Below are 19,198 nucleotides of genomic sequence, written 5' to 3' on the forward strand. Positions count from 1 at the left end.
CGTGTCCCTTGTTCGCATTCGTAATCTGAATACATGGTTTCCCGTGCGCAGCGGCGTCTTTCGCAGACGAACAGGCTGGGTCTACGCGCTGAACCATATCGATCTGAACATCGAGCCGGGCGAGGTGCTTGCCCTTGTAGGCGAATCGGGTTGCGGCAAAAGTACGCTCGGCAATTCCCTGCTCGGCCTTGTTCCACCTACATCCGGCACGATTGAATTCGACGGCAAGGCCATCGACATCGGCAAACCTTCGTCCTGGAACGACATCCGCACCGAGCTTCAGATCATCTTTCAGGACCCCTATTCGTCGCTCAATCCGCGACATACGGTTTTTCAGATTCTCGCCGAGCCGCTTCTTCTGCATAAGCAGGCGACGCGAAAGAACGTGCGCGAAAAGGTCGCCGAGCTGCTCTCACTTGTCAGATTGCCGGTCGACAGCATGGATCGTTATCCGCATGCCTTTTCGGGCGGCCAGCGTCAGCGCATCGGCATCGCCCGCGCCATCGGACTGCGTCCGAAGCTGATCGTATGCGACGAGGTCAGTTCGGCGCTCGACGTTTCGGTACAGGCGCAGATCGTCGAGCTGTTGCTTGATCTGAAGAAGCAGTTCGCCCTTTCCCTCCTTTTTATAACGCATGACCTTTCGCTTGTGCGTCACATAGCCGATCGCGTCGTCGTCATGTATGCGGGGCGTATCGTCGAAATGGCTCCGGTAGAGAAGATCTTTCAGGCGCCGGCGCATCCGTATACTCGAGCGCTGCTCGATGCCATCCCCGTTCTTGACAGGAATAAAAAGCCCGGCCTGCTTGAGGGCGAGGTTCCATCTGCAACCGTGCAGCATACAGGATGTGTCTTTCAAAGCCGCTGCGCCTATGTCCAGGATCGTTGCCGCAGCGAACGCCCGCCGTCCGGAGACGTAGAAAAAAAAGAACGCGTCGCCTGTTTCTTCCCTCTAAAGACCGTCTCTGCTTGAGTCAGAGGCTTCTGCTGTCGATGCCTGATAAAGAGGACGAATATGACTGCGAAACAACGCCTGATCCTTATATGTGCGATTCTGTCTCTCGGAGTCGTCGCCGTCGCGGCCGAGCATAAAGATCGACGCATCACCGTCTATGACGGCACCGGCATCGTCGAGCTTGCCGATCAGTATATCGGAACGCCATATAAGTTAGGAGGCAATACGCCGGCCGGTTTTGATTGCTCGGGTTTTACAAGCTTCGTCTACAGCAAGGCCGGCTACAAGCTCAGCCGCACCGCCGACGGCCAGTTCGCCGAGCTGCGACCGATCAAGCAGCCCGAGATCGGTGATCTCGTCTTCTTTCGCATCTCGGGCGATCGGATCTCGCATGTGGGCATCTATGTCGGCGATCTGAAATTCATCCATGCTCCTTCCAGCGGTAAAACGGTCGAATACGCCGATATGCGCATCGCCTACTGGAAAACTCGCTACGCCGGAGCAAGGTCAGTATTTCAGGAATAATCCGAAAAACCCTTGAAAGCTACGGCGCAGAACCGATGCAGGATGCATGATTGCAAACAGGCTGCAGGCCCTTGGCCTCACCCTTCCCGAAGCTCCGCGTCCCGTCGCCGCCTATATTCCCGCGAAACGCAGCGGCGACATCGTCTACCTGAGCGGCCAGCTTCCCATGAAATCGGGCGAACTCATGTTGAAAGGACCGCTTCGCGGTGAGGCGCAGATCGCCGGGGCACAGGCGGCGATGAAGCAATGCTTCTTGAACGCTCTCGCCGCCGCCACATCGGTCGTCTCTCTTGAAGAGATCAAAGGCGTTCTGAGGCTGGCCGCCTTCGTGGCCTCTGCGCCCGAGTTCACGTCACAACATCTTGTCGCCAACGGCGCCTCAGAACTTGCGCTTGAAATCTTCGGCGATGCAGGCCGCCACTGTCGCACTGCCGTCGGCGTTCCCTGTCTGCCTCTTGATGCCGCCGTCGAGCTTGAGGTGCAGTTTCTTTTATGAGCAAAACGAGCACGGCACAATCCATGAATACCACCGCCACGCTGATAGATACGGCCGAAGAAAAGCCGTACGAAACGGCTCTGCGATTCCTGATGCGGTGGATAACGGTCAGCATCGTCGGATGGTTTCGCATCTTTTTGCGCATGGTGCGTTTCCATCTGCTTGTCGTGAGGTCCGTTTCGCCTCTGGTGCACGGCTTCATCATCGCCTCGATCGCTGTCGGAGTCCTGCCCGTCTTCGGATGGTTCCGCTATTCGATTTCGCTCGGCGAAACGGAAACCTTCGAGGTGACGACGAATCTCTGGTATCTCTTCTTTCTTCCAGGAGCCTCGTCTCTGCTGCTTATCTTTTATCCTTTCCAGAAGGCCTTTCAAATACAGACGGTACTCAGCGGCCTCATAGCGCTCCTGTATGTCGTCGCCTTCTTCTTCCCCGAAGGCCTGCATTACAACTTCAAACTACAGCCGCAACCGACTGTGTTTTATTTTGCGTATGCCGCCGCGCTCGCCCTGCACCTGACGCTCTGCGGAGTTCTCAAAAGACGCGAAAACGGAATCCTCTATAAGATACGCGAGCAATGGAAGATAAAGGCGGCATAACGGCGCAGGGTTATCCTCTGCTGAGCTTCGATCAGACGATTCGCTTTCTTTCCAATCCGAAAGCGTCGGATGTTCGCGCATCAGGCGACATATTCGAACACGGACGCCTGCTCAGCCTTATTTATGACTCCATTCAACGCCTGACCGAAGCGAACCGCGCTCGCGTCGAATCGTACTACCCCACCGATAAAGAGATTTACGAAGACATTCAGCTGCGCAAACGCGCCATCAGCGACCGGGCGCCCATGCCGCCTCACGGCGAGATGATGAAGGTATGCCTGATGATGGCCGAGCTGAATCCTCCTCCTTTCTATATTCTACGCGAATATGCCGTGATAGATAACCGGCTGCGCTTCATAACCAAGTTCGTCGCATCAACCGAGCATGAATCGGGCAACAGAGTATCGGACGGATTGCATCACGTGATCCATAATACGATCGCCACGATCAAGACGCATCTGATCGGAATGGACTTCAATCGTCCGCTTCAGGAAAAGATCGCCGTCTTTTCACGGCTTGAAGATCTGCCGGGTATCGTCCGTCTCGGTCGAATGGATCAGATCCTCTCTGACATCTATCTGCGCAAATCCGACATCGAGGCCCCCGAAGAGAAGGACGTGATTCGTCTGCAGAAGGTGAACCACTTTATTCGCGAGCATGTGTTTCGACCCGTTCTTGTCGAACTCACTAAAAGCAGGATTACAGTAAAGGTCGGATTGGACCCCCTTCGCAAGAGTACGGGAAGGCCTCTGCCCGACGTTATCCTTTTTAATAACCTGAATTCCATCCGCTTTCGTTCAAAGATGATCGTCGACCTGCTCGTTACGAAGCCCGTGCTCAAAGCCGTCGAGGCCGTGATGCCGCAGGGCTTCTCGGTGCTCGCCGAAAAGGACGACCGAGAAAAGATATCGCAGCTCGTCGCCGAAAAGGTCGTTGAGGCGGCAAAGACGCGTCTTGATCTGCCCGATGCCCTTGTAGAGATCTGCGCCGAACGCATCGCCCTTGACGCCTACATGAAGGACCTGGAAAAACAGGACCAGGTCGAGACCGACCGACAGGAGATGCAGAAGCTGCTTCAGCTTCTCAAGCAACAGAAAGGCGTCTTTCGCGCGAAAAGCGGACATCGACTCACCGTAAACGAACGCCTTCTTGATTTTCTTGTACGCGGGCTTTTCTCGGGCATCCTCATCGGAACGGAGCCCCCTTATGCCTTCGGGGCAAAGAACCTCTCGTCGAAGGATTTTCAATCCGTCTATCTGCTCTTGAAAGATAGAGAGGCGACGGCCCGCGCCATCGATCAGGCCGAAGAGCTGCATGAGAAAACGCAGGATGTCGTGCTGGTCAGGCTCATCGAGCAGATGACGGCATTCCATGAAAAGAGCGAGGCCGAGTTGAAAGAGATCATCGCTCCGGCCTATATCGAAAAGCTGCGGCGCCTCGTCGCCACCACGTATCTGCCGCAGCTTCCGCTCTTTCAGCGTCTGTGGCTAACCCTGAAAGGACGCCTTCCCGATTCGCGCATACAGAAGCGGCTCTGGGAGCAGTACGTCGCCCAATCGACCCGTCTGACATCGAAGCGCTCCGGTATTGCAGCCGCCGGAAAGACGCTCGAAGACGTGCAGGGCGGCCCCAGACAGAACAAGCTCGATGAGCGCATGCAGATCGTACTCGGGCGCATGGCCGATATCGCCGCCATGCTGTGGGAGAAGGGTCAGTTCCCCGATCGCAAGGCGATCATGACCTCGCTGCCGTCGCAGGAGGATCGCGCCGTCGCCGAGAGGCTGTTCGGCTTCATCAAGGCCGGAGCGGCCTCGACGCGCGACATTATAGAAATCCAGGTTCCGCACCGCGAGGCCATCTACGCCTCGCGCAGACATTTCGAGAATAACCTTTCGGCTCTTCGCGAGCGCTTTCAACGACGCATGGCCGACTTCGAAGGCCATGAAACGAAAGAAGGCGTTAAGCTTTCGATGAAGCATCGCACCGAAGAGAAAGAGGTCGTCCGCGCCATCGTGCAGACGTTGAACGGCATCGGCGCAGACTGAGCGCCCGGGCGTTAATAAGGTTTCGAATTGAGTCCGCTATGCACGCGTTCCGATCATTCCAGATGCGTACGGTCGTTCCAGCGCAGCATCTTCATCTTCGCTCCGTCATGCAACGAGCGAAAGTAGCATAACCCCGTATTCTCAAGCACGACGCGCACCGCATACTCTGACGGCAGCTCCAGTATAACCGAGGTCAGGCAGCGCAGGAAGTTGCCGTGTGAAACGACGACGATTCTGTAATCCCGCTGCGATGCCGCCGCATCGGCCAGCCGCGGCGCAAGATCAGACCAGAAGCCCGCCGCCCGCGCCACGACGTCGTCGATGCTCTCGCCGCCCGGATAGGCGTACGCAGGATCGTTCCGAAGCTGTTTCAAGATGCCAGGATCGACCTCGGGAATTAACCGCCCCTCAAGCTCACCGCAATGGATCTCTCGAATACGATCATCGAAGCGCACCTCGGGCAGAGCCGGCATGGACTCGCGAATCAGCGTGCTCGATTGCACGGCCCGGCCCTGGGGGGAGCAGATCCACTCGTCGACGCCTGCATAGTTCGGCCGGCCGGCCAGATAACGGCCGAGCCGCCGACACTGTTCTTCGCCCTGCTCCGTCAGCGCCGAGTCAAGGCTGCCCTGGATCTTCATGATGGAGTTGTATTCGGTCTCGCCGTGGCGAATCAGGCTCAGTTCAATCACAGGTCCGGTTTCGGGCTCAGGGGCAGCGGCTCAAGTGAAAAGCGGGAGGGGGGTGGTAGGTCGTCGAGCCGGGAATGACGATATAGATCCGTTCGGTAATTGATCGAATAAGAATTTTTTCCACGAAAAAAACGAAAGCCGCGAAAAAAGAAAAGGAGAGGGTATTCAAGAAGTATAGCGGCTCGCAGGCTGTCACAGCGGAGTACGGCTTTCCCTGCGATGTGTGGAAGGGTTCTCCGAAGCCGTACATCCGAAAACTCAAAAAAATGCTTCCCTTCCGGGGCGCCCGGGCATCCGTAGACAAAACTCGACCGCAATAATGGAGTTATTGTATGAGTCTGATTTCTACAAGACCACTGAAAATGATCCTTGCCTTATCGCTGATCCTGACCCTTGCCCGATGCCCGGGCGGAGACTCCTCTGATTCGTCGGCTGCTCTGCTTGGCCTTCTGGGCGGAGGGGGAAGCGGGGAGAACGCCGCCTCTCTGCCGAAATGTACGTCGGCCCTATGCCTGAACGGCAATGTCTCAGGCCTAATTTCGGGCGCCAGTCTCGTCATAGCAAATGGCGCAAAAACCTACACATTGCCCGAAAACGGCAGTTTCGGCCTGAACGCACAAACGGGTGACAACTATACGATTACGGTTCAGACGCAGCCGACAACGCTACGCTGCATCGTCACAAACGGGACGGGTACGGTTGGCGCTGTAAGTGTAAACAACGTCGTGGTTACATGCCCGATGGCCTATAAGAACAATCTCGTCTGGAATCGATGCTCGCACGGCCAGCAATGGAATGCCGAAGCTGGAGACTGTACGGGCACGGGAAATAGCGGGAATGGTTACGGAATCTTGAAAGTTCAGTACTGTTCAACGAACGATAACGCCTGCAATGATGCCGACGCCGCTGGTGAGATAGGTGTAAACGGCCATCTGAATGGTAATGGTTCCAGTTCGCTTTACAATGCCTGCAATAGTTTGAATCTCAACGGCGGTCTTTATGGACGCACAACTTGGAGAGTTCCCTGGAAAGATGAGCTAAAGAGCATTGTAAAATGCTCGAACGCAAAATCAACTCCACTGCCTGACGGTGAATTTTGTAACCTTCAATACCTCGTTCCGCAAATCGACGCGGCTTTATTCCCCAATACCGCGCATACGGCCCCCAATAGCTATGGGTACTGGTCAGCCTCAAGCTCCACCGCAGGCATTTCAGTATGGTTCACAAGTTTCGCCCATGGAACGACGACGACGGATAGCCAGGGCGTTCCCAAAACGAGTGCAAATCAAAACGTCCGCTGCGTTTCCACAGGCCCGTAATCGCTGTGACTCTCCTGCGTCGAGCTCGTAAATCATTGCTCGACGCAATAGAGATGCTTGGGTTGGTCGCAGCTTGAATTGTTCGAGTAATTCTGGCTCATCGAGGTCGCATCGGTGGCATTCGTAGCCCCCCATGCGCTTGATTGAACAGCACTCCCGTCTGTCCAGTTCTGGCATCGTTCATCCAAGCTGTCCAGCTGTTCCCAATACCCGCTGCCAATAAACAATCCAGTCCAGGTTGTCTGGGTGCCTGCTCCTATCGGGTTGCTCAACACACCAAACGGATAAATGCCAGCGGCATTCGTCTTCATGATCGGTTGATTGTCCGGCCTCACGTAAGTCACAAAGGGCTGCAAGCTCCAATCTCGACTCGAAAGTCGTGTCGGGTTTGCGCAGACAGTGCCGAATAAACATGGGAAGCGATTTGAATTATCCGCAAGCAGTGCCTTATATAGTTTCGAGTAATCTGGCCGCGTAGTATCTGCATTACAGATTGCATCCGCCCCGGCAATGCCGCCCAGATTTCCCGTATAAGCATCTACCGTCACAAAGATCTTCTTGTTCGGCTGCTGCACCATCGCCTGGATTTCAGCCAGGCTTAGCGCTCGGTTGTACAGACGCACCTCGTCGATCCCACCGTTCATATAATAGCCATCAACTCGGCGACCTATATAGAGCAGTCCGGTGCCCGGCGTTATCGTGGTAAGCGTACCTGTGCTCGAAATTTCATTTCCGTCGACGTAAAAACGCGTCGTTCCGCCACTTATAGTCGCGGCGACATGGGTGTATACATTCACAGGCATTGAAAAAGGAACACTGATAGCGTCAGTGCTCCCATTGCCCCATAGATACAGCACCATATTGCCGGCGATATTGTACAGTTCCAGAGAGAATCCTTTATCATCTGCGGTTTGCGTCGAAACAATCGTGAAAAAATCTCCAAAGCCCGGCAGCGTCGTGGGCTTAACCCAGGCCATCACCGTCATTGTGCCGCCGGGGTTGTGCACCGCGGAGTTCGGCGCAGACAGGAACTGGCTGCTTGCTCTCATAAAGCCGTACGCGCTGGCAGCAATACCGAAGCGATCGGTTGCAGGTACAGCCCCTCCTCCCGATGCGGTGAGCGGCTGATCCCAGCCCGAGCTATCCCACCATTCATCATCGGTGCCGTCTGCGCTATCGAGGGCATACCGGGCAATCAGGCCTGTCGGAACCTGCGTCGCCAGATAGCGGATCTGGCGATCCGGGAGAGAGGCGTTATAGATGCGGACGCCGTCCATGGCTACACCTTGTGCTGGCCCCAGCGCCCAGGACGTATTCGTCCCTGCATAGAGATTACCATTTGCCGTATTCAATGCGCCTGCGGCAACGGTTCCGATTGATTTTCCATTCAGAAATAAAGTAATGGTCGTTGAATTCGCCCTTAAACAGAGATGGCTCCATGTATAAAGCGGCAAACGTTGCCCGCTGGCTACATAGGGATTTGAAGGCACGCCTGCATTGACACCGGTATCGAGGATGTTGATCCCAAATCCGTCCGCAAAGCTGCCATAGCTGAGAACGATCTGTGGCGCGGCAAGCGTATACGGCTGAATCCAGCCGCACATCGTCCGCTCAGATGCGCCGAGTGGAAGTCCGGTCGATGGCGAATTCAACGTACCGTTTACACCAAAGCTCATCGCTCCGCTGCCGTCGCCGTCAACGCCTGTCGTCGTCGATGTTCCGCCGACCAGATTGATACCGCTTCGTGACGTATCTGCGTTGTAAGCGCCGCCGATCACATCATACTTGCGCACCAGTCCGCCCGTATTAAAGCCCGTCGCCGATTCATAGCACTGCACCGGATCGCAGGAGCTTGCCGCCGTATAGGCCATTTCCTTGCCTCCCGTATCGGTGACGGCGCTATTGCGAATGCGAATCTTATACGTCGCCTCGTACCACATATAGGCCGCATTCGGCGTCACGGTGAGCACGTTGTTGCTTACGCTTAACGATACGGGCAAACAGCTCGTAAAGTTGTTGTTAACGGGGATCACCGATGCGCCGCCGGCGTTGACCATTGAGATCTGGATGGCCTGCGAAGCGCATGACGTCGAAGAGTTGCTCGATACGGGCAGGTTGATGTTCTTATTAAAAGTAATCGTAAAGGGACCGGTTCCTTTATCAAATTCGAGCGTACCTGCATCGGCGTTCACCGAGGTCGAGGTAATCATGGGCGTACAGTCAAGGGCAAGAGCGACGCTTGTCGCGCCCATCGTTCCACTGGAAGCGGTTACCCAGGAGCAAGATTGATTCGGCGGCGTCGGAGTATTGAAGTTATAGCTCTGTCCGTTACCGACAAAGAACGAATACACACCGTTCCCGTTCACCGTCGTCGCCGGGTACGCTCCCGCTCCGTCAGGATCAAGCGTGAAGTTGCTCGCAGGTGAAACACCAAATCCCGTCACCGTAACGTTGATGGCCGCCGCCGGGGAGCAACTGATCGATACGCCTGTGACGTTCGCCCCCTGCATCGTTCCGTTTCCACTGACGGCGCAGAAAAGCGTATTGCCCGCAGCCTGAATCGGATTGGTCACAACGGCGACGTTATACGTCGATCCGCTGTTTACCGCATACAGGGCCGGGAATGAGAATGTCGTCGTCGATCCGCTGGAAGGAGCGGCGATCGTCTGATTGCTTGCCGGATCGCCGTTCAGTTGAACTACCATATCCTGCGAATAGCTGCCGGCCGTATAACCAGTAATCGTGCCCGAAACCGTGAAGCTGTTTGTCGTACAGGTAATCTCAACGCCAGTGATGTCTCCGGCGAGGTTCATGGATCCGCCGGTGATCTGATTGTTCCACACAAGCCCCATTGCATCTGTCGCACCGCTTGAGCCGATAGCACCGCCCGTTGTTCCTGCGTCGGTAAAGGCGCAGGTCTGCCAGGGATTCGTAGGGTTCAGGATACGGAGGTTATATGACGTTCCATAAGGAATGCCCGTCGAAGAGAAGGTCGCCCCGCTTACATTGATCGTTTGCGAGGCGCCACCCGTAACAGCAATACGCAGATTGCTACCCGCCAGGCCTATCACATTGCCCTTAATAAAATATGAATTCGGAGCGCAGTTCACAGGAACGCTGATATCGGCCGACGTTACGGTGCCTGTCGGCATGCCGATCGTACAGCTATGTCCGGTCGGCTGTGTTTGAATACCAACAGTGAAGGTATCGCCACTGCGAATTTTTGTGGCGAAGGGCGCAGAAACTCCGGTCGTCGTGATATTCAGGGTTTCCGTACCCGCCATCGTCGCCGGGTAAGCAGGCGGGCCGGCCTCTGCCGGATAGGTGGGGTAAGCACTTGTAAGAACGAGAGTACCGCTTGCAAGGCCCGTTACGTTAGCCCGTATGTTGTATCGATTGGTAACGCAAGAGGCCGAGATGCCGGGCACGACTCCAGGATACGATCCGCCATAAGTACCCGTTCCTCCTGTAACGTTACATGTTTGGTACGGATTGATCGGGTGGCTGCTCACTGTCACCGAATATCCTGGAGAGGTAGCCACAAGTGGAGTGCGGAAGGCAAAGTCCGTACTCCCGGATATCGGCCCGTTAATGGTCAGCGGGTCACCGCCATTGTTCAACAGAACAAGCCCCGTCCCCAGCAAACCGGCGGCTGGCACGGTCACTTTTACCGTTGCCGCATCGGCACAATTGACGTTAATACCCGAAACGTCGCCATTGCCAATCATCCCGCTTCCACCAACAACTTCGCAGAGCTGCGAGCCGCTACCATCCCGGGGGTGGGTCGTAATGACAACGTTGTAGCTGGAATCTGTGCGCAGACGAACAGGGAACATGAAATCGCTGGCTGGCGCGTTCAGTGTAACAGTATCACTATTGTTGGCAAGTACGAGTCCATTTAGAGTCAACCCGTTGACAACGCCCGAAACCGAATAAAGCGGGGGATTGATCGCGTCAAAAAGAAAGAATTCCGGAAGCTGGTCGATCAGATTCTTGCTGCATGAGGCGGCGAAGAGAAGCGGCAGCGCCAGCAGGCTCTGTAGAACGGCATTCTGAATGCTCCTTTTACTTCTCATAGGTGCAACTTCCGATATTATTGGTTGACAAATCGCGCCACTGGCTCCAGCCAACTCAAAAAACAAGAGTAGCCGCATTTTTTTTCAAAAAGCTTGCAGAAAATTCAAGAGACTGAACAGAAAACGAAAGAGTAAACAATCCCCAAAGAAGGCTTGTCCGTACAACTATCTCAACACCTGGTCGTTAATGAGACGGTTATACAGGCAGGTAAGGCGGGGTGGACCGTATCCAAGACGGTTCGGTTAGATATGTATAGCCTGTCCGATCGCCTCAGCCGCTGCCTCCATGATGCCCTCAGATAAAGTCGGATGAGCATGGATTGTGCGAGCAAGCGTATCGGCCAGCAGCTCGCCTTCGGCGGCTACAACGACCTCGCTCAGCATCTCGGTCGCATGCGATCCGATGATGTGGATGCCGAGCAGGCGATGATAGGCCTTATCGACGACGACCTTGACGAACCCTTCGCTTTCGCCCGACGCCCGTGCCCGACCCAGCGCCCGGAACGGAAAACGTCCGACGAGCACGTCATAGCCTCTTTCCTTCGCTTTCTTCTCAGTTAACCCGGCCGAGGCGACCTCGGGATGGCAGTAGGTACACGACGGAATCCAATCGTATTTCATGGGCTCGTACTCGATCTCGGGGCCCGTTTTGATGACGCCGCTTTCGCGCAGAGAAAGATATACGGCCTCGGCGGCATGAATCGCCTCATGTGAGGCGACGTGAGCGAGCGCCGGACCCGGGATGCAGTCACCGATCGCATAGATCGTCGGATTGCTCGACTGAAACGACCGATTCACACGAATGCGATCGCGATCAAGATCGACGTGCACGGCCTCAAGATTCAGCCGATCGGTATTAGCCGTGACTCCGGCGGCAAGAAGAAGGCGATCAAAGCTTTCGCGTCGCTCTTCGCCGGCCTGATCGGTGAAGACGACGTCGATGCCGCCTTCATGCGACGATGTCTGGCTGATGCGCGCCCCGGTATGGATAACGATGCCGCGGTCCCGGAATGTCTTTGTCAGCAGGGCGCTGATCTCTTCGTCTTCGATGGGCAGGATGGTCGGCAGGGCTTCAAGGATGGTCACCTCACTTCCCATCGAACGATAGAAGTCGGCGTATTCGATGCCGATCGCTCCGGCGCCGACGATGCAGAGGCGAGCCGGCCGCTCTTCAAGCAGCATGGCTTTTCTATAAGAAAGAATCCGATTCTCATCGATCTCGATGCCCGGAAGGCTTCGCGCTCGCGCGCCGACGGCGATGATAAAGCGACGGGCCTCGACGGTTTGATCGCCCTCCCCCTCGCGCGAAACGGAAATATGAGTCGAATCGATGAAGTTCGCATGTCCGCGGATAACGTCTATATTATTCTTGCGCATGAGATAGTCGACGCCCTTCGACATCTGATCAGCGACGCCTCTCGATCGCTGTATAATGGCGCCGAAATCGGCCTCCGCTCCCTGCACGCGAATGCCCGCCCGATCGGCAAAGCGGATCTTCTCGAACAGATGGGCGCTTTCAAGAAGGGCCTTCGTCGGAATACATCCCCAGTTCAGACAGACGCCGCCCAGGTTCTCGCGTTCCACAACGGCCGTCTTCAGGCCAAGCCTTGCTCCGCGAATCGCGGCAACATAACCGCCCGGACCTGCTCCGATAACGACAAGATCGTATTTCGACATGCTTTCCTCCGACGATAGAACCGGTTCCAAAACCCACGAGCGGTCTCCGGGCCGGTTCTTACAGATAGTATAGAAAATTGAGGATTGCCCGTCGGCGTAAATCCATTTTTTCAATCTGTTGCAGAAAAAATACATGTAGCATCTTTCATACAGACTACATACAGCCTGCATACGGCCAGAAGCGATCCGACAGTCAGGGCGGGCGCTGTAGACCGATGCGCGATTCAGCCGGTGCTCCGGGAGAACTGTGCTTTTACGCTTTTTCTTCGTCCGGTATTTTTTTTGAGTACAATCGATTCAAACGCTACCTACACAGGTATGCGATGGCTTATACCTGTGCTCCTCCTGACGGCCCCTCTTCAAGCGCAGAGCCTTGAAGGCTTGTGGCAATTTTCTTCGGATGGTCGGGCCTGGCAGTCGGTCAGGGTGCCGTCGAACCTGCATGGCCTCGTCGCCCCGAAAGAACGCCTGATCCTTCGACGCACGCTTAGCGTCGATACCGACGTAACAGGATGGCGCACGGGCATCGTTTCTGATGCGGCTCGCTTTTTCGCAAACGGTGTGGCGCTTAACGACCCCTCATCGCCGCCCACGTCGTATGATCGCAATCATATCTTGCGCATCGAGCCCGACGGCAGAAGGCTTGAGCTACGGATCGAGTTTCAACCATACTTCTCGCACGAATACGGCCTTCTGCGCGGAGATCCCGCCGTCGGCAACATCGAAGAGTTGCGCGACAGTTACACCATCGAACAGCTGCTTGTTCTACTGCTTCCTTTCGTGTTTATGCTCTTATCGTTCTATTATGCAGCGGCCTTCCTGCTTTTTCGAAGCGAGCGATCCGCCATCCCGCTTGCTCTCTTTCTCATGATACTTTCCATCTACCTTCTGCAACGCAGCGATCTCAAATACTCTTTACACGTCGATCTTCTACAACTGAAGCGCATTGAATATGTTTCGCTGATGCTGCTCCTGCCGACTCTTCTTCTCTTCTTTCATTTTCTTTTCAGGCGCCGCTGCGATCTGCGTCTGCGGTTTCGCAGGGCGATTCGCCGTATAACCTCTTTTATGGCCATCATATGCTCGGCCGCTCTCGTCGCTGCGGCCTTCTGGATTCTTTTTGAAGACGACATCCGCCTGTGGGATCGCTTCAATTCGCAGATCGTGCAGCCTGTGATCTGGCCGCTGCTTTTTCTTGTGATGGCGGTGCGGCTGATCGAGAACTGGCGCATCGGACGTCCGCTTATCATCGGCATCCTCATCGCTCTTACCGGAACGCTGCTCGATATAGCGAACCATCAGGAATGGATCAACACGCCACCGGCGGCGCCCGTTTCTCTGCTGGCCTTCGTCGGTGGGCTCGCTCTTTCGCAGGTCGAAAAATCGGTGCAGACTCGCAGAGAGCTTTCGCAGCTCAACGCCGACCTGGAGCGTCGCGTCGATCATCGTACGCGAGAGTATAAGAGAAGCCTTGCAGAGATCCGTACGTTAAAAGAACAGCAGGACGGAGATTATTATCTCACGTCTCTTGTGCTGCGACCGTTAAGCTGTCGCAATATGACGGGCGGGAACAGCCGTATGACATGGTCTTCGTTCACAAAACAGAAAAAGAGCTTCGCCTTTCGACACAACAGATCCGAGCTGGGCGGCGATATCAATATCGTCGAAACGGTGCGCCTTCGCGGACGCGAATACGTTGCCTTCTTGAATGCCGATGCGATGGGCAAGTCCATTCAGGGAGCGGGCGGCGCCGTCGTCATCGGCACCGTTCTTGGAGCGAGTCTGAGCCGCACAAAACGCCTGCCCGAGCTCTCTGCGTTATACCCCGAGGAGTGGCTGCGCAGATGCTACGAAGATCTGCAGAACGTCTTCTATTCGTTTAACGGCTCAATGATGGCATCGGCCGTACTGGGGCTCATCGATACGACGGCCGGATGCCTGTACCACTGGAACGCCGAGCATCCGCCTCTTGTTCTTGTTCGCGCCGGCACCGCCGACTATATTCATCCGTCTGGGATGCTCTATCGTCTTGGAGCCCCTCTGCCCGAACAGGAGCTGCGCGTGCACGTGTGTTCGCTTCGGCCGGGCGATGTGCTGTATGCAGGTACGGATGGGCGAGACGATCTTTCTATAGACGGTCGTATAGAATCTGATAGCGGTCGCTTTCTTCAAATCGTTACCGAACACGAAAACAGCAAGGCCGAGCTTTCGGCTCTGGTCGAACGCCTCGAAACGTTCGGCGCTCTCAGCGATGATCTTGCGCTTCTGCGTTTTGCCTTCACGGGCAAACAGCGCAGCCTTCCGGGAGTTCTGCGCCGGCAAGCGGCAACGCTGCTGCGTGAAAGACGCTGGAAGGAATCGCTGCCGACGCTCGAAAGCTATATCGAGCTGAACCCATCGGATGAACGATCGTTGCGAGTAGGCGTGCGCGTCGCCCGTCGCCTCGGACATCCGCTTGCCGAACGCTGGCATCGACGTCTGCGGCTGCGAGATTCGACGTCGTGAAAAGGAATGACGTCCTGATAAGCGACTTTTCTTCTGTACTTTATGGACGCATTCATTGGATGGTGGCAGGAACTGCCCACGCATATGGATCCGGTGCTTTTCTCGATCGGCTCCTTTGAACTGAAGTATTACGGATTGATGTATCTCGTCGCCTTTGTGCTGACCTATGTGCTCGCTCTCTATCGCACGAGAACGGAGTCGCGCTTCCCCTACAATTCGGATTTTCTGCAATCCTTCCTTACCTATCAGGTGCTCGGCGTCATTATCGGCGGTCGCGTCGGCTATGTAATTTTTTACAATCTGCCGTATTACCTCTCGCACCCTCTTGAGGCCTTTCTTCCGATCGCGATGGGCCCCGGCGGTATCGAGTTTCGCGGATTCGCCGGCATGTCGTACCACGGCGGCCTTCTGGGCGTTATTGTGGCCGGGTATCTCTTTACGAGAAAGTACAAGGTCTCGTTCGGAAACCTTGCCGACCTCTTCGCTCCGGTCGTACCGCTCGGTTATACATTCGGTCGTCTGGGGAACTTCATCAACGGAGAACTCTGGGGCCGCACGACGGAATCGGCGATCGGCATGATCTTTCCTGACGCTCCGGGCCTTGATCTGCGTCATGCCTCGCAGCTTTACGAAGGATTCTTCGAAGGCATCGTGCTCTTTTTGATTCTCTGGTCGATTCGACGTCGGGCCTTCCCCGAAGGTTCTATGATGCCGTTCTATATCTTCGGTTACGGCTTCTTTCGCTTCTTCATCGAGTTCTACAGAGAGCCCGACGAGCATCTGGGCTTCGTCCTTTTTTCATTGTCGATGGGGCAGCTGCTCTGTATTGCCATGATGATCGCAGCGATAGCCATCTTCATCTGGATGAAAAAGAACAATCCGATTCCCGATATCGCTCCGGTGAAGGCCGACAGGAAGAAGTAAATGCAGCGGCGATTCAGTCGCTTTGCCGATACCGTTCTCGGTGAGCCGGGCATCTTCCGGCTCATGGACGATCTCGACGCGGCGCTAACAGGATCGCAAAAACTGCATATGCTCGGCGGCGGCAATCCGGGTAACGTCGGGCCCGTTAGCGAATATTTCAGAAGGGCCTTTCTTCGTATCGGTGAAAGCGCCGACCACTTTGCCCGCGTCGCCGGCCGCTATGACGGGCCGGCAGGCAACACGCAGTTTCGCAAGGCGTTTGCTGCAAGCCTGAGCGCCATGTACGGATGGTCGTTAACCGAATCAAACGTAGTGCTCACACAGGGCAGTCAGAACGCCTTTTTTCTTCTGCTCAATCTTTTCAGCGGTCCTTTTCCCGACGGCCGGGGCCGTAAGATCCTCTTCGCCCTGTCGCCCGAGTACATCGGCTACGAGAACTCCGGGCTGCATGAAAACTCTCTTCTCGCCGTCCCTTCGAAAAAAATACCTCTTGGCGACGGCTTCTTCCGTTATACAATCGATATCGAGCGAATAACGCAGGCGTTACAGACAGGCAATATCGGAGCCATCTGCATATCACGTCCGTCGAACCCCACAGGCGGTATGCTTGAAGACGACGAGATGAAGAATCTTTCGTCTCTGGCCCGGCAGTTCGACGTACCTTTAATCGTCGACGGAGCCTATGGCGACCCTATGCCCGGCGTTGTCTATGGCAATGGTCGACCCTACTACGACGATAATACGATCTTTGTTTTGAGTCTTTCGAAGACGGGATTGCCGGGCATTCGCACGGGCATCATACTGGCACCGGCCGATGTCTGCTCCGTCCTTGAACGCATCCAGGCCGTGCAGCATCTTGCTCCCGGCGGATTGGGCCCCGCCCTCGTTCAGGAGGGCATTGCCGATGGTTCGTTTTTCAAGCTGTGTAAAGAGCATCTGCCCGTTTTTTACAGAGAAAGGCAGCGGCTCGCCATCGACACCCTATTCAATGAACTGGAACCCGACAGGGATGTTCAGATACACAGGCCCGATGGGGCCTTTTTCCTGTGGGCGGTATTCCCAAGGTTAACCATTTCCACTTCAGAACTCTATCTCGACTTAAAGAAGGCCGGAGTACTCGTCGTCCCGGGAAGCTATTACTATCCGGGTCTGCCCGATGACGATCGCCTATCGCCCGAGTGGGAAGGCCAGCGTTCGATTCGCATCAGCTACAGTCAGGACCTTTCGACGATTCAAGAGGGCCTTTCGATTCTCTGTCAGGTCGTTCGCGAGAAGAATTCAAGGGCCTGATGCTCTGGAACGGGCGGGCTGTAATAATACCCCTGTATACGGTCGCATCCGAGATCGGTCAGCACGCTTAACTGTCCTTCGGTTTCGACGCCTTCGGCGACGACGGTTAACTCAAGCGATTTCGCCATGCCGACGATCGACGCAAGCAGCCCGCGCTGACGCCGGTCCGTATCGATATGCTCGATAAAGGATCGGTCGATCTTCAGGCAATCCAGGGGGAATTCTTGTAGATACTTCAGGGATGAATAGCCCGTTCCAAAATCGTCGAGAGAGATAAGGAATCCTTCTTTGCGCAGTTGCAGAAGCACGTCCATCGTCGACGGAGTCATTTGCATGGCGATACTTTCCGTAATCTCAAGCTCTATCGAATGCGGCGGAATTCGATACCGATCACGCAGATCCATGACGTCGCTCAGAAAGTTCTTCTGATAAAACTGACGGCCCGATATATTCACGGAGAGCTTAAAGGCCTCTTTGCCCTGTTCCCGCCATCGCGCAACGGTAGCGAACGCATCTCGTAAAACGGTCGCGCCAAGCGGCAGGATCATTCCCGTCTCTTCGGCGATGGGAATGAAAAGTCCCGGAGAGATCATTCCCTTCTGAGGGTGATTCCAGCGTGCGAGACTTTCAAAACCGGCAAGCGAGCCTGTCGCCAGATCGATCTGCGGTTGAAAGAAGAGCTGAAATTGATTCTCGCGAAGAGCCCGACGCATCTCATTTTCAAGTAGCAAACGCTCGTGGCTGTAGACGTTTTGATCCGGATTATAAAAGACGAAGCAATTACGCCCCATCTCCTTTGCTCTATAAAGGGCGACGTCGGCATTCTTGATCAACGTCTCGGCATCAGCTCCGTCTTGCGGAAAGACGGCGACTCCGATCGACGTCGGAATATGGAGTTCATGTCCTTCGATCTCAAAGGGCTCGGCCATGAGTTCGATGATACGCTCCACCGTATGCATGATCTGTTCACCGTCTGAAAGGCCAGGCAGAAGTAAAACGAATTCATCACCTCCCGTGCGAGAAACCGTATCGTACTCGCGCAGAGAGGTTAACAGTCGATCGGCGGTGTGTTTCAAGAGACGATCGCCGATCGTATGGCCAAGAGTGTCATTGATGGATTTGAATCGATCAAGGTCGAGAAAAAGAACGGCGACCAGCTCCTGAGTGCGGCGAGCGCGAGAGATCGCCGAATACAGGCGATCGAGAAGAAGCGATCGGTTCGGCAATCCCGTCAGCGGATCGTGAAAGGCCTGATGAAGGATGGCCTCTTCGGCCTTCTTTCGAACCGATATATCTTCGGCCATGCCGATCAAAAGAGGCCTCTGTCCCGGAACATCGGGAAGCCGGGCCACATGCACGCGAACCCACAGGGGCTCGTCGCCCTGCTTTATATAGCGCTTCTCAAGGGAGTAGGACGGTATCTCGCCGCGCGAAAGGGCACGGACCAGCACCATCTCTTCTTCGATATCTTCAGGATGCGTGAAACGCGAAAGATGCGTTCCGGGCAGCTCATCTGGCGGAAGGTCGACCAGACGCGAAAAAGCGGCGTTCGCTTCCTGGATAACGCCATCTTCAGACGCGACGGCGATACCGAGAGGAGCGCGATCGATGACCATGGCCAGTCTCTCGCGACTGGAACGCAGCTCCTCTTCAAGGCGTATGCTCTCGGTTAAGTCTCTATCCGTTGAGATGAACCACTCGATCTCGTCTCTTTCATTCGTGATGGGCGCGATAATCTTCTCGCAGATAAGCAGAGATCCATCGCGGTGACGATTCTTCAGTATACCCCGGTACACCTTACCTGAAAGGATCGTCTGCCATAGATCATGATAGAAGGCGGCGTCATGCTCCCCTGACTGCAAGAAAGAGGGCGAACGACCGATCACCTCTTCGGCGCGATAACCGGTCATCTCTTCAAAGGCCTGATTGACGTAGACAAGTTCGCCGGCCGCATCGGTGATCATGTAGCTGATACCCGATTGGTCGACTACGGGGGCAAATACCCGAAAGAGACGAAAAAGCTGATCTTCTTCTTGCTGCATAACGAATGAGACAGCCTGTTATTTCATCAGACCAGATCGCGCTGTAAAGCCCT

The 19,198-nt window shown here is 55.2% G+C and carries 13 protein-coding genes; 9 read left to right on the top strand and 4 right to left on the bottom strand.

Features of this window, described 5'->3' with window-relative positions; translation table 11 throughout:
* Position 1 precedes the first annotated feature (1 nt).
* Genes LEPIL_RS12480 through LEPIL_RS12500 form a run of 5 tightly spaced genes read left to right on the top strand, consistent with a single transcriptional unit; the run spans position 2 to position 4,620 of the window.
* Positions 2-973 carry an ABC transporter ATP-binding protein gene (locus LEPIL_RS12480; protein WP_002772883.1) on the top strand — a complete coding sequence of 324 codons (972 nt, stop codon included), beginning with the start codon at positions 2-4 and terminating at the stop codon, positions 971-973.
* A gap of 42 nt (positions 974-1,015) precedes the next feature.
* Entirely contained in the window at positions 1,016-1,480 is a 465-nt protein-coding gene (locus tag LEPIL_RS12485) for a C40 family peptidase (protein ID WP_002772885.1), read from the top strand.
* A 46-nt stretch (positions 1,481-1,526) separates the two neighbouring features.
* The gene (locus LEPIL_RS12490; RefSeq protein ID WP_002772887.1) at positions 1,527-1,976 is read left to right on the top strand and encodes a RidA family protein; all 450 of its coding nucleotides are present in this window, start codon (positions 1,527-1,529) and stop codon (positions 1,974-1,976) included.
* On the top strand, positions 1,973-2,575 hold the full coding sequence (locus LEPIL_RS12495) for a hypothetical protein (RefSeq protein WP_002772888.1): 603 nt from the start codon (positions 1,973-1,975) through the stop codon (positions 2,573-2,575). Before LEPIL_RS12490 ends, LEPIL_RS12495 begins: the two co-directional genes overlap by 4 nt.
* On the top strand, positions 2,554-4,620 hold the full coding sequence (locus LEPIL_RS12500; protein ID WP_002772891.1) for a hypothetical protein: 2,067 nt from the start codon (positions 2,554-2,556) through the stop codon (positions 4,618-4,620). Before LEPIL_RS12495 ends, LEPIL_RS12500 begins: the two co-directional genes overlap by 22 nt.
* A gap of 53 nt (positions 4,621-4,673) precedes the next feature.
* Here the strand turns inward: LEPIL_RS12500 and LEPIL_RS12505 are convergent, their stop codons facing one another.
* Positions 4,674-5,312 carry a histidine phosphatase family protein gene (locus LEPIL_RS12505; protein ID WP_002772892.1) on the bottom strand — a complete coding sequence of 213 codons (639 nt, stop codon included), beginning with the start codon at positions 5,310-5,312 and terminating at the stop codon, positions 4,674-4,676.
* A gap of 332 nt (positions 5,313-5,644) precedes the next feature.
* Between LEPIL_RS12505 and LEPIL_RS12510 the strand changes: the two genes are divergently transcribed.
* On the top strand, positions 5,645-6,631 hold the full coding sequence (locus LEPIL_RS12510; protein WP_002772894.1) for an Lcl C-terminal domain-containing protein: 987 nt from the start codon (positions 5,645-5,647) through the stop codon (positions 6,629-6,631).
* A 32-nt stretch (positions 6,632-6,663) separates the two neighbouring features.
* On the opposite strand, the gene LEPIL_RS12515 is transcribed toward LEPIL_RS12510, so the two are convergent.
* A complete protein-coding gene (locus LEPIL_RS12515) occupies positions 6,664-10,707 on the bottom strand; it encodes a LamG-like jellyroll fold domain-containing protein (RefSeq protein ID WP_002772895.1) in 4,044 nt (1,347 codons plus the stop codon).
* A gap of 243 nt (positions 10,708-10,950) precedes the next feature.
* The gene (lpdA, locus tag LEPIL_RS12520) at positions 10,951-12,384 is read right to left on the bottom strand and encodes a dihydrolipoyl dehydrogenase (RefSeq protein WP_002772896.1); all 1,434 of its coding nucleotides are present in this window, start codon (positions 12,382-12,384) and stop codon (positions 10,951-10,953) included.
* Between the two features lie 318 nt (positions 12,385-12,702).
* Between lpdA and LEPIL_RS12525 the strand changes: the two genes are divergently transcribed.
* The 3 genes from LEPIL_RS12525 to LEPIL_RS12535 are packed head-to-tail and all read left to right on the top strand — an operon-like array spanning position 12,703 to position 17,103.
* A complete protein-coding gene (locus LEPIL_RS12525; RefSeq protein ID WP_002772897.1) occupies positions 12,703-14,889 on the top strand; it encodes a PP2C family protein-serine/threonine phosphatase in 2,187 nt (728 codons plus the stop codon).
* A gap of 42 nt (positions 14,890-14,931) precedes the next feature.
* A complete protein-coding gene (gene lgt / locus LEPIL_RS12530) occupies positions 14,932-15,813 on the top strand; it encodes a prolipoprotein diacylglyceryl transferase (protein ID WP_002772898.1) in 882 nt (293 codons plus the stop codon).
* Positions 15,814-17,103 (top strand): aminotransferase class I/II-fold pyridoxal phosphate-dependent enzyme, encoded by a 1,290-nt coding sequence (locus LEPIL_RS12535; protein WP_002772899.1) that lies wholly within the window; start codon positions 15,814-15,816, stop codon positions 17,101-17,103.
* Here LEPIL_RS12535 and LEPIL_RS12540 read toward each other — a convergent pair.
* Entirely contained in the window at positions 17,070-19,145 is a 2,076-nt protein-coding gene (locus tag LEPIL_RS12540; protein WP_002772901.1) for a putative bifunctional diguanylate cyclase/phosphodiesterase, read from the bottom strand. The two genes, LEPIL_RS12535 and LEPIL_RS12540, sit on opposite strands and share 34 nt — an antisense overlap.
* Positions 19,146-19,198: the final 53 nt, after the last annotated feature.

Origin of the sequence: Leptonema illini DSM 21528 (assembly GCF_000243335.1) — a bacterium.
Lineage (GTDB): Bacteria > Spirochaetota > Leptospiria > Leptospirales > Leptonemataceae > Leptonema > Leptonema illini.

Excerpts from the sequence above, each read along its gene's own strand:
- LEPIL_RS12495 (WP_002772888.1), top strand. The coding sequence starts at position 1,973 with ATGAGCAAAACGAGCACGGCACAATCCATGAATACCACCGCCACGCTG.
- LEPIL_RS12525 (WP_002772897.1), top strand. The coding sequence starts at position 12,703 with ATGCGATGGCTTATACCTGTGCTCCTCCTGACGGCCCCTCTTCAAGCG.
- LEPIL_RS12490 (WP_002772887.1), top strand. The coding sequence starts at position 1,527 with ATGATTGCAAACAGGCTGCAGGCCCTTGGCCTCACCCTTCCCGAAGCT.
- lgt (WP_002772898.1), top strand. The coding sequence starts at position 14,932 with ATGGACGCATTCATTGGATGGTGGCAGGAACTGCCCACGCATATGGAT.
- LEPIL_RS12540 (WP_002772901.1), bottom strand. The coding sequence starts at position 19,145 with ATGCAGCAAGAAGAAGATCAGCTTTTTCGTCTCTTTCGGGTATTTGCC.
- lpdA (WP_002772896.1), bottom strand. The coding sequence starts at position 12,384 with ATGTCGAAATACGATCTTGTCGTTATCGGAGCAGGTCCGGGCGGTTAT.
- LEPIL_RS12485 (WP_002772885.1), top strand. The coding sequence starts at position 1,016 with ATGACTGCGAAACAACGCCTGATCCTTATATGTGCGATTCTGTCTCTC.
- LEPIL_RS12535 (WP_002772899.1), top strand. The coding sequence starts at position 15,814 with ATGCAGCGGCGATTCAGTCGCTTTGCCGATACCGTTCTCGGTGAGCCG.
- LEPIL_RS12500 (WP_002772891.1), top strand. The coding sequence starts at position 2,554 with ATGGAAGATAAAGGCGGCATAACGGCGCAGGGTTATCCTCTGCTGAGC.
- LEPIL_RS12515 (WP_002772895.1), bottom strand. The coding sequence starts at position 10,707 with ATGAGAAGTAAAAGGAGCATTCAGAATGCCGTTCTACAGAGCCTGCTG.
- LEPIL_RS12510 (WP_002772894.1), top strand. The coding sequence starts at position 5,645 with ATGAGTCTGATTTCTACAAGACCACTGAAAATGATCCTTGCCTTATCG.